Annotated in this window: 8 protein-coding genes; 7 read left to right on the forward strand and 1 reads right to left on the reverse strand. The window is 55.8% G+C overall.

Annotated elements, in window-relative coordinates:
* Positions 1-520 precede the first annotated feature (520 nt).
* The 7 genes from NP596_RS17130 to NP596_RS17160 all read left to right on the forward strand — a co-directional run bounded on the left by NP596_RS17130 (position 521) and on the right by NP596_RS17160 (position 10,414).
* The gene (locus tag NP596_RS17130; RefSeq protein WP_256616608.1) at positions 521-997 is read left to right on the forward strand and encodes a TlpA family protein disulfide reductase; all 477 of its coding nucleotides are present in this window, start codon (positions 521-523) and stop codon (positions 995-997) included.
* The gene (locus NP596_RS17135) at positions 994-1,218 is read left to right on the forward strand and encodes a DUF4266 domain-containing protein (RefSeq protein WP_256616609.1); all 225 of its coding nucleotides are present in this window, start codon (positions 994-996) and stop codon (positions 1,216-1,218) included. The genes NP596_RS17130 and NP596_RS17135 overlap by 4 nt, the downstream gene beginning before the upstream one ends.
* An 88-nt stretch (positions 1,219-1,306) precedes the next feature.
* Positions 1,307-4,039, forward strand: a complete 2,733-nt coding sequence (locus NP596_RS17140; RefSeq protein WP_256616610.1) for a DUF3570 domain-containing protein — start codon at positions 1,307-1,309, stop codon at positions 4,037-4,039.
* A gap of 243 nt (positions 4,040-4,282) precedes the next feature.
* Positions 4,283-5,851, forward strand: coding sequence for a tetratricopeptide repeat-containing sulfotransferase family protein (locus NP596_RS17145; protein WP_256616611.1), 1,569 nt, complete (start codon positions 4,283-4,285; stop codon positions 5,849-5,851).
* A gap of 382 nt (positions 5,852-6,233) precedes the next feature.
* Positions 6,234-8,495, forward strand: a complete 2,262-nt coding sequence (locus NP596_RS17150; protein ID WP_256616612.1) for a cytochrome-c peroxidase — start codon at positions 6,234-6,236, stop codon at positions 8,493-8,495.
* Between the two features lie 80 nt (positions 8,496-8,575).
* Positions 8,576-9,292: a hypothetical protein gene (locus tag NP596_RS17155; protein ID WP_256616613.1), complete on the forward strand. Its 717-nt coding sequence runs from the start codon at positions 8,576-8,578 to the stop codon at positions 9,290-9,292.
* 270 nt (positions 9,293-9,562) lie between these two features.
* Positions 9,563-10,414 (forward strand): VPLPA-CTERM sorting domain-containing protein, encoded by an 852-nt coding sequence (locus NP596_RS17160; RefSeq protein WP_256616614.1) that lies wholly within the window; start codon positions 9,563-9,565, stop codon positions 10,412-10,414.
* Positions 10,415-10,504: 90 nt separating this feature from the next.
* On the opposite strand, the gene NP596_RS17165 is transcribed toward NP596_RS17160, so the two are convergent.
* A partial coding sequence (locus tag NP596_RS17165) for an NAD(P)-dependent oxidoreductase (RefSeq protein ID WP_256616615.1) occupies positions 10,505-11,105 on the reverse strand: 601 nt, incomplete at its 5' end.

Raw genomic sequence — 11,105 nt, forward strand, 5'->3', positions numbered from 1 at the left:
GCGCTCCGCGTGGGAACCCACTGAGGGATGTTCCGGCTCCAGAACCGCAGCGCGGTTCTGGTTGCGTTCCCGCGTGGAACGTGGGAACGATAAATGCCGGAAACGCCTGTCCTGCGCTTAACGCGCGGACAGGCTTATTCCGGCCTACTTCGAGATGTGTATAACGATGAGCGCGAAGCGTGGGAAGGATAATTGAAAGGCGATATTGGCCGGGTTACGCATTGTTAACCCTACCTACAGTCGAGGTCGGCAGGCCTGCCGAACTTGATAAGCTCACCCGTCGTTGTAACGGTTACAGTCAATTATATGCCGTGTTGTGTTTCCGATAAAAATCGATCCCCGTATAATGGCGAATTTATAAAAGCCGGCAGCGGGAAGAACGATAGCGTCGCCATGATAGTCGTCGCTCTTGTCCGGGCCTAAAGGCTTTGCGCACCCTTCCACGGTAAGCGGGGGGGTAAGTCATTAAAAATACTAAAACTTTGCCATGCCCATGAGCTTGTTCAAACTGCGTTTCGCAATGTTGCTTATCGTACTAGGCTTGACGGATGCCGCCGCCGTCGACGTCGGCCAAGCCGTGCCGGCCTGCGCCATCGCTTCGCCCGCTAATAATGAAAAAGCGGATTTCCGGGCCGCGCGTGGGCAGGTGGTTTATGTGGATTTTTGGGCGTCGTGGTGCGGGCCCTGCGCCAAATCCTTTCCTTTTATGAACCGCTTGCATGCGGGCTTGGCCGATAAAGGCCTGCAAATCGTCGCGGTTAACGTGGACGAGAATTCGGCCGACGCCGAACGCTTTTTAAACAGCCAGCCGGCGACGTTTAAAGTGGCATGGGATGGCGAAAGCGAGTGCGCCAAACTTTTCGACGTCCAAGCCATGCCGTCGACCTATTTGATCGACCGCAAAGGCGTGGTGCGTTACGTGCATTTGGGTTTCCGCGAAAGTGAAGCGGTTCAACTGGAAGAACAAGTCAAACAATTACTCAACGAAAGTCCATGATTATGTTCAAACGAGCCGTAAGCGCCGTCTCGATGGCGCTGGCGTTGCAATGTCTCGGCGGCTGCGCGGTGGCGCCGTGGGAGCGGGGTACCTTGGCCAAGCCGCAAATGGCCTTGGAGCCGAATCCCTTGCAGACCGAGTTGCGCGGCCATGCGTATGGCGCGCGGGAAGCGGCGACAGGCAGCAGTTCCGGCAGCGGGGGCGGTTGTGGTTGTTATTAACAGGACGCGCTTGAGTTTGGCCATAGAAACGCTGTTGCGCAATATAAAAATGCCGTCCGCGGGTCCGGTGCCGCTACGGAGCCGAACCATGCCGGCCAATACGGCATCCGGTTATATGAAAGGCGCCGGGGCCGCCGAGGTTAACAGGCTGGCCACTACCCGGATCAGTCCGGCCTTGCAGGCTTTGACCGCGGCGGCCTTGCTGCTGCCCGGACTGACGGAACCCGCGCGGGCGGCCGACGACGAAGCCAGTATTCAATACGGGCATTACGAGGAAAGCCCCCGAGATGTTTATTCCCGCGTACCTAGCAGCGAATTTGGTTTTGATCTGAAAAAAATACCGAATAACTTCGCACCGATTACGGTTGACAGCATTCATGTGCAAGGCAAGACCTTGCTGCGCGACCGTTGGCGATTTACCGCCAACTACAGCGAAGACACTTGGTCCGGCGCCACGCCGGTGGCTACCGCGCCGGCCGGATTCGGCGGCAATAAGGCTTATGGGGGAGGCGGTAGCGTTAAACATACCGATCCTAGTTTGGGCGATACCATAACCGGCGCCACGCCGTATATACAGTCTCTGACTCCGGTATTCGATCAAAATTTTAACCCGGTTTTAGATAAGGGTTTGGATGCAGACTTTAACCAAGCATACGGCTTCGGCCCGCAGCCATTGACGCATACCATGACCATGGCTTCGCCGGAAACCCGTAAACAGGGCGACTTTAAACTCGGTTATGAATGGGACGAGGCGGCGGTGGACGTCGGCGGTGGTCTGTCGCTGGAAAACGATTACGAATCCCGCTTCGTCAATTGGGGCGGGCGGCTGGATTTCAATAGCAAACTGACGACCCTGAATTTTAGCCAGAGTTATACCAACAGTACGGTGTCGGCCTTGCTGGACCACGATTCGCTGCCCTACCTTGGCGCTATAGGCTATGAACTCAATGGCAAGGACGATAACGGCTATATTGAAAGATTTAGCGACCGCTTGTCAGGAGGCAATGCGATCTTGCACGGCAAGCGCGAGGATATCGCCACCAATCTGAGTGTGACGCAAGTGCTAAGCAAAAGCGCGCTCGCCGAGGCCGGGGTGGGCTATACCCACAGCAGCGGCTTTATGGAAAACCCGTACAAGGCTACTTATGCGTTTTTCGTTGCTCCGGATTCATTCGATGCAACCACGGGTGTCTACAGCAATCTCACCGGAAGCGGCATTGCGACTACCGCGTTTACCGAACAGCGGCCCAACAAGCGCAATCAAGTCAATCTGAATCTGCGCTATGTGCAGCATATAGCGCCGCTGGATGCGGCGATGAACCTGAAATACAACTATTTCTTCGATGACTGGGGCATCAATGCCCACACTTTCGAAGGTAAATGGGTGCAGCCGCTGCCTTGGGGATTGACGGTTACCCCCACTATTCGCTATTACAGCCAGAGCGCGGCGGATTTTTACCATCCTTATCTGGTGCTGAAAACCGCAGGTTCGGGGGATGCGAATAATGTAGCGGCTTACCGGGCTTTAATTCAACAATACCCTAACTTTTCCAGCGATCACCGCTTATCCGCCTATGGCGCCTTAAGCGGCGGCGTGATTGTAAACAAGCAATTCGCCCGCGGTTTGAATCTGGAAATGGGCTTCGAGTATTACAGCCATCAAGGCGGCTTGAGACTGGGCGGCGGCGAGGGTGGTTACGCCGATTTTTCCGCCTATTCCGCCAATGCGGCGTTGAAAGTCGATTTGGACACTCTCGGCCGCAGTCTGGCTGAAAACGGCGGCGGACACCACCATCACCATCATCAACACGGCCCGGCGCAGCCGGCCGGCCTGATGTTCGGACATATGCTGAATATGGCGGACGACTGGATGATCGGTTACCAATACATGTACGGTAAACAGGCCGGTAATTTATTGCAGGGTGCCCAGCCGGTTGCCGATTCCGCCATCATTTCGAATAACGCCGTGCATAACCCCAATTGCGCGAACGAGCAATGTTTTGCCGCGCCCAGCGACATGACCATGCATATGCATATGTTCATGGTCATGTACGCGCCGACCGATTGGTTGAATCTGATGCTGATGCCGACCTTCATGGATATGGGCATGAATATGCGGCAACTTGACGGCACCACTACTCCGTCTAACACAACGCTGGTAGGTGCGGCCACAACGCATGCCGGCCACGAACACCAGACCGGCGGTATCGGCGATACCAATATTTCCGCTTTGGTCAAGCTCTATGACGACAAACTGCATCATCTGCATCTGGGCTTGGGCGTGTCCGCGCCGACCGGCGATGTCGATATTCACTTACGTCCCAGCCATACCTACGAAATAGGCTTAATCCACTACGGCATGCAATTGGGCAGCGGCACCTGGGACTTCACGCCCACGTTGACGTATACCGGCCATCGCGACGACTGGGGTTGGGGCGCGCAAATCCAAGGCGTCAAGCGCTTGCAAGATCACAACGAATCGGGTTATAGACTGGGCGACATGCTGCAGGCCACCGCCTGGGGCAGTTACCGGTTTCTGGATTGGCTGGGCGGCACAGTGCGGGGTATCTATACCACCCAGGATTCGCTGCACGGCGCCTACGATCGCCCGCATGTACCTATCGGCACCATGGATACGCCGGCCAACCACGGCGGGAAATATTGGGACATCGGCATGGGTTTGAATGTCACCATTCCCGGCGGCAGTCTGGCCGGCAACAGCTTTGGCGTGGAATGGATACAACCGTTGCGGGACGATGTCAACGGTATTCAGCTGGAACGCGAGGGCGCATTGTCGGCGCAATGGAATTATATGTTTTAGAAGGCCTGGGCGGGGCTCCAATGTAGGCCGGAATAAACCCGCCCGGCGGCGGCAAGGGCGGGCGTTTCCGGCAAGCATCCGATTCCGCTATCGCGCCAGCGAATTTACTTATGCCCCATCGGTATTCCCGCCTACCCGTTGGCTTTTTACGACAGCCTCTCAAATAGGCGGAATGCCGCAACCGAACACTCGCCGAATAGTTGCGTTATAGGTAACGCACTCCCAAGGAAAAAGTTCTTCTCTATGGATACAGTCAGCCAAACTCAATCAAACAATACCCTGTCCGCCTGTTTACAACGCGGCCAAGCGGCCGTCAACGCGCGAAACATGGCCGAGGCGGTAGTTTGGTTCGAAAAAGCCGTGCGGGAAAACCCAAAACACGCCCAAGCCTTGGCCTGTTACGGGCAGGCTTTGTGCTGGGCCCGGCAGCGCAGCCTGGGCTTGGATAACCTGCGCAAGGCCGGGGCGCTACTGGTCAAATCCGGCCGCAAGACCGGCGATAGCCGGCAATTATTACTGTTGGCCGAACAGCTGCAACACTGGCACGATTACCCCGCTTCGCTGGCATTGATCAAACAGGCAGTGCAAATCAAAAAAGACGTCAGGGGCTTTCAGCTGCTGGCGCATACCTATGCGCGGCTGAACGATAATACTCGGGCCCTCGCCGCCAGCCAACAAGCCTTGCGCGGCCTACCCAACGATGCCGTCTTGAATCTTCAGCACGCCATGCTGGAGGCTAAGGCCGGGCTCTACGACGAGGCCGGCGCGCGCTTGACGCGGGTTTTACAAATGGCGGCGGGCGAGGAGCAAGCGTTTCGCGCCCATAAGGAGCTGGCCAAAATTCACGACAAGCAGCGCAACTACGCGCGGGTATTCGAACATCTGCACGCCGCCGCCGCGCTGGCGCCGTTGTTGCCGGAAGTGCGGAAACAGGAGGCGGGGTTCGTCTACGATTTACTGGCCGACTACACCGCCGGCTTCGATGCCGAATTATTGCGGCGCTGGGCCGGAGCGGAGTGGTTGAAACAGACGCGGGCGCCGGTGTTTTTGATCGGTTTTTTCCGCTCCGGTACGACCTTGGCCCAGGAAGTTCTGGCTACCCACCCTGATGTATTCGTGTCGGATGAAACCGATCTGATAGTAGCGATAAAGGATGAGCTGAACCGGATGTCCGCGCTTAAGGATAATGTGACCGCGCAATTGCGGGCGGCCGGTCCGGAAGCCGTCCGCCAATTGCGCGAGTTCTACTGGCAATTGGTGGAACAACGCTATGGAGACAGTGCGGCGCGGCGGGTGTTTATCGATAAAACCACCATGAATACGTTCGACATCGGCCTGATCAATGCGGTGTTTCCCGATGCCAAAGTCGTTTTCATGTTGCGGGACCCGCGCGATATTTGCCTGAGCTGTTACATGCAAGTCATGGCGCCGTCCGTATCCAGCGTGCATCTGTTCGGCTGGCGCTCCACGGCCGAGCTATATGCCGGAACCATGCGCTGGTGGTTGCATATACAACCCCTGCTGAGCCTGGATGTGATGACGTTTCGTTATGAAGACGGCATTGCGGATTTTCAAGCCACGTTCAGCCGGGTGTTCGAGTTTTTGGCGCTGGAGTGGCATGCCCAAGCCGGCGAATTTTATAAACAGGCCGGGCAAAAATTTATTGCCAGCCCCAGCTTCGATCAGGTTTCGAAACCCTTGTATGCGACTTCGGTCGGCCGTTGGCGGCATTACGCGGCGGAGTTCGACGCCGTCGCCGACTTGTTGGCGCCTTATATCGAAACGTTCGGCTATTCGGCGGATGTCGAATAGCCGGTCCGGGTTAAATTCTCCCTAGCCGGCCCGCCGGGCCGGACTGCAAACGTTGCCGGCCATGCGGCGAGGCATATCCAGTATTTTTTCATAAAAGTGCGGCATATCACGCAAAAATCGGCTCGGGCAATTTTCCACACTTTATAAGTTGTTGTTTTTTGGGGCGGGATATGACTGGCCTATATTTTGCTAGATCAGGGTTCGGTTATATGCTGAAGCGCTTGCCGCAGTGTGTGGCCGGAGCGATGAAGGCCGGTAAAATTACCGGCAATTAACGTCAAAAAGTGGCTATGGGCTGAACGATGCGGCCGCAGTTTCAATGAAAGCCGGCGGCACCGGCGCAACGCAACGATAGCGGGACTATTTTTACCAGGGTGAAATCATGAAATTATCCGTCATTTTCTTATCGGCCTGTTGTGCCGTTATTTCTCAGGCCGGGCTGGCGCACGGCCCTTTGCCGGTGCCGTTGATCGGCGTGCCCACGCCTCCCGTGCCCGGGCTGACGGACGGGGCCGATCCTATTGTGGTAAATAAAGACATGGCCATTGCCCTGGGTAAAGCCTTGTTTTGGGATGTCAACGTCGGCAGCGACGGCATGGCCTGCGCGTCGTGCCATTTTCATGCCGGCGCCGATAACCGGGTCAAGAACCAAATCAATCCCGGCACGCTGAATCCGCATCCGGACAATCAATTCGACATATTGCCTTCCGGTAACGGCGGCCCCAACCACGCCTTGAGCGCGGACGATTTCCCCCTGGTGCGCTACGCTAATCCGTTCGATAAAGCCAGCGGCCGGACTTTTGCCACGGACGATGCGGTGGCGTCGTCGGGCACTTTCAGCGGCCAGTTCACCGGCGTGTCGCAATTTACCGGCAGCAACGACAATTGCCAGCGTAGCGCCGACCCTGTCTTTAATGTAAACGCGGTTGGCACGCGGCGTGTGGAACCCAGGAACGCGCCCAGCGTGATCAATGCCGTTTTCAACCATCGCAGTTTCTGGGACGGCCGCGGCAACAACGTCTTCAACGGTAGCAACAATTGGGGCGATCGCGATCCCAATGCCGGGGTTTGGGTGCAAGTGAACCGGCGCACGGTACAAAAGCAAGCCTTGCATCTGGAGAATTCGGCATTGGCTTCCCAAGCGGTGGCGACCGCACTGAGCCAGCTGGAGATGACTTGCGCCAACCGCAGCATTGCCGACATCGGCCGCAAATTGTTGGCGCGTCCGCCTTTGCAATACCAAAAAATAGATTACACCGACAGCGTGTTCGGCACCTTGAATCTGACCAACAGCACCGAAGCCAGTCAGAAACCGGGTCTGAAAACCACTTACAAAGATATGATCCGTGCCGCCTTCGCCTCGAAATTCTGGTCGAATACTACCCGAGGCACTTTCGGTTCGCCGGCGGTCGGCGGGCTGGCTTATACGCAGATGGAAGCCAATTTTCCGATGTTCTTCGGTTTGGCGATTCAGATGTACGAGTCCACTCTAGTTTCCGACCAAGCGCCCATCGATACCGCCGTGCGCGATCCGGATACCTACAAGCCGGTTAGCCTGACGGATTCCGAAAGACGCGGCATGGAAGTGTTCACCGAAAGCCATTGTAATATCTGTCATGCCGGTCCTGTTATGACGGTCAATGCCATCGTTTCCAATTCGCTGTTAGTCACCCCAACGCCCAATGCCTTTTTCGGCCCGGAGCATAGCTTGCGCGCCTTCGGTCCGGAAGCCATGGGTAAAAATTTGATCGATATGGCCAAGGATGCCGGTATTACCGAGACGCCCAATGTAGTGATGCGGGACGTGACTCGAAATCCCAGTGGCCAAAAGCTGATCGATTTCGGCTTTTTCAATACCGGCGTCGGCGATCCGAATGCCGATCCCGGCCTGGGCGGTCATGACGATTTCGGCAAACCCTTGTCCTACAGTGCTCAATACGTTCAGTATTTAATGGGTAACGACAGCGAGGTTAAGGACCAGGCCGTCAAACACATTCACAGCTGTCAATTTTTATCTCCGCTGGCCTGGGATTTGGGCTTCGATTTTAACTTTCCGGCCTTTTTTACCTTGTCGGCGGACCGTCAAGTGGACGGCAGCCGGGAAGGCGCGGCTGAAATCGCCCTGCGTAGCGTGAATTGCCAGGATCCGGCTTACGCCTTTATCCCGACCGTTGAAGCCGCGGTTGCCGCGTTCAATAATCCGAACGATCAAAAGTTGGCAATCGGCGCGAAAGCGGCTTTCAAGATCCCGACCCTGCGTAATATCGAATTGACAGGCCCGTACATGCACAACGGCAGCATGGCGACTTTGGAGCAAGTCATCGAGTTTTATGCTCGTGGCGGCAACTTCGACAACAGTAACCAAAGCGACTTTTTGACCCGTACGCCGATGAGTAGCGATCCGCAAAAACGCGCCGATCTGCTGGCCTTCCTGAAAACCTTCACCGATGACAGGGTGCGTTACGAGCAAGCGCCGTTCGACCATCCCGAGTTGATCGTGCCGAACGGCCACGACGGCGACGACCAGTTCGTGCAATCCGGCCATCCATTGGCCGCGGGGTTAGCCAAGGAAAGCGTTTTAGTGGTGCCCGCCGTGGGTGCAAGCGGCAGGGCTGCCCCTGTCGAGCCGTTTTTGGCGCCTTGACAGGTCAATTAGCCGGCCATGACCCGGACCTAGACGGGTTATGGCCTTCCGCTCAATATTTTTGAAAATCAGGAAACATAATGAACAGGTTGAATCGAAAATCAGTGCTTTTGGCGGCGGCCGCTTTGCTGCCGCCGGCTTTAACGCCATCCGCGCATGCGTCCAGTCATTACAGCGGTAATGTCGATTTTGCTTACACGATTTCGGCGACAAACCGCAATGCCAACGGGGATATGGGTTTTTTGTCGATTACGGATCTTTTTGAGTCCGGCAGTTACGGGGAAAGCGGTTCCAGTACTCATGCGCCAAGTTACCAGGCCTTTAACGGGTTGGGCGTATTGCATAACGTGTCTCTGCAAGCGCAAGACAGTATTCAACTGGGCGCGGCGGTCAGCGACTACTTTTCCCAGTTATTGATTTCTTTCGAAAACATTTCGCTGGATGTCAGCGATATTTTCGACATCAGTATCGATTTCAGTTACTCGATAAACGCGCAGGTTGCCGGCGAGAACGCCGATGCGGAAGTCCAGTTCAGCTATTCCAACGAAGATTTCAGCCTGGATAACTTCGATTTGGCCCATGCCTCGCTGGACGGCGATTTGTTTGCCGAGGTGTTCGGCTTTAAATCCTTCGGTTTCGTACTGTCGGCCGGCCAAACCGAGAATCTTTATTTCGACAGCAGCGTAAAGGGCGAGTTGGAAGCCACCGTGGTGCCGGTGCCGGCGGCCATTTGGCTGTTTGCCAGCGGTGTGGTGGGTTTGTTGGGAGTTCAGCGCAACAAGCCGCTCAAGGCATAGATTGAATGATCGCAAAAGGTGAGTCATTTCACTTGGTTTTATAGGAATTTAAGCGGTTTGCCGCAGCCATAAACCGAATAGGGGGGGCGGCACAGTCGGTTGTCAGTGTCGGTGTTTGTAAGTGTTTGAAAAGTAATTGAAAACTCTTGTAAATCCACATTCCGGTTTTTGGCATGGGAACTGCTTGATATGTTGTGAAGATGGGATGCCGCGAAGGAAACAGGCTGAACACTTCGTTTGATTTTTAAACGTTTGTAATAAGGAGTATTCATGCAACAAAAAAAATTGGTTAAGGCTATTGCATTGGCCGCGGCGGGCGCCGCAATGGCATTGGGCGCGGCCGGTTCGGCATCCGCGCATGTGATGTATAACACCGCCAGCTGGAGCGGTACGGACGGCTGGGTGACGACGGGCGGTTCCAACGGCGGCGGTACGGTGATTCCTTGGTTGGGTACACCGGGCGGCGCATTGCCGATGGGTTTTACTGCGGACAAGCACGGCTTGAACTGGGCGGCCATGATTCATAATGGCGGCGACACTCTGGAAGTATCGGCGGCTAATGCCGCCAGCGAGTACAACGGCGCGGTAGTCGATCTGGATACGGCAAACGGTGCCTGGGGATCTTGGCAAGTCGATCCGCAAAACCCGACATTTACCCGGGGTTGGGCGCATAACACCGATTTCGGTTTGATCAAATCCGAAGTGGATACCAAGGTCAGAATCGAAGTGTCCAAGGTGAACGCGGCCGATGATATTCTTAATTACGGTATTACCGTGTTCGAGGGTATACACACCGGTGAAATCAATCACCACTCGCCTTGGAACGCCGGTTATATCTCCGGGGTGAACGAAAATCCCGCCAAGGTCAACAATCCTTTCGGCGGTAGCGGTTTGACCTATTTGACCCACGGCGATAGCAGTTTCGTCGAGTTTTTTGCCGAGGCCGGCCAGGAATACACCGTCTATTTGGGCGGTAACGACATAAACGGCGATATTTTCGGTACGCCCTACGCATACAAGGTAAATATCAGCGCGGTGCCGGTACCGACCGCAGTCTGGTTATTCGGCTCGGGATTGCTAGGCCTGATCGGCATAAACCGCAGGAAGCCGCAGCAGGCTTAGCGGTACGACATTATTCAGCGCAAGGCGGGCAGCCGTTGTTTAATGGATGCCAGCCAATTAAATGCCTTGCTTTGCGCTGAATAAACCCGCCTAAACCACTCTATCCGGCAATACCTCGCCGGCAAAATAAGCGGCCAAATTGGCCAAGACTTTTTCCCCCATCGCGGTTCGAGTAGCGATAGTCGCGCTGCCCAAATGCGGCAAAAGCGATACATTCTCCAGACTTAAAAAACCGGGATCGATATGAGGTTCGCCTTCGTACACATCCAGGCCGGCACCGGCAATCCGCTTTTCCCGCAAGGCCGCGATCAGGGCTTTACTGTCCACCACATCGCCGCGCGCGGTATTGATCAGATGTGCCCCGGGTTTCATCAGAGCCAGTCTGCCCGCATTCATCAAATGCCGGGTTTCCTTGCCGCCGGGGCAATGCAGCGACACGTAATCGCATTGCGGCAACAATTCTTCAACCGTGTCGCAGCGAACGGCCTGCAGCTCGTCGACAACCGCCGGGTCGGCGGGCGAGGGTTTTACATACACTATTTTCATGCCGAAGCCGTGATGCGCCTTGCGGGCCATGGCCTGTGCAATGCGTCCGAAGCCGATCAGGCCCAGCGTGGCGCCGGTAACGTCGCTGCTCATCATGTGGGTGGGGCACCAGCCGGTCCACAGGCCGGCGCGTACCAGCCGGTCG

It is taken from the genome of Methylomonas rivi, assembly GCF_024505165.1.
Lineage (GTDB): Bacteria > Pseudomonadota > Gammaproteobacteria > Methylococcales > Methylomonadaceae > Methylomonas > Methylomonas rivi.

Coding starts and splice junctions, on each gene's coding strand:
- NP596_RS17130 (WP_256616608.1), top strand. CDS start 521: ATGTTGCTTATCGTACTAGGCTTGACGGATGCCGCCGCCGTCGACGTC.
- NP596_RS17135 (WP_256616609.1), top strand. CDS start 994: ATGATTATGTTCAAACGAGCCGTAAGCGCCGTCTCGATGGCGCTGGCG.
- NP596_RS17140 (WP_256616610.1), top strand. CDS start 1,307: ATGCCGGCCAATACGGCATCCGGTTATATGAAAGGCGCCGGGGCCGCC.
- NP596_RS17145 (WP_256616611.1), top strand. CDS start 4,283: ATGGATACAGTCAGCCAAACTCAATCAAACAATACCCTGTCCGCCTGT.
- NP596_RS17150 (WP_256616612.1), top strand. CDS start 6,234: ATGAAATTATCCGTCATTTTCTTATCGGCCTGTTGTGCCGTTATTTCT.
- NP596_RS17155 (WP_256616613.1), top strand. CDS start 8,576: ATGAACAGGTTGAATCGAAAATCAGTGCTTTTGGCGGCGGCCGCTTTG.
- NP596_RS17160 (WP_256616614.1), top strand. CDS start 9,563: ATGCAACAAAAAAAATTGGTTAAGGCTATTGCATTGGCCGCGGCGGGC.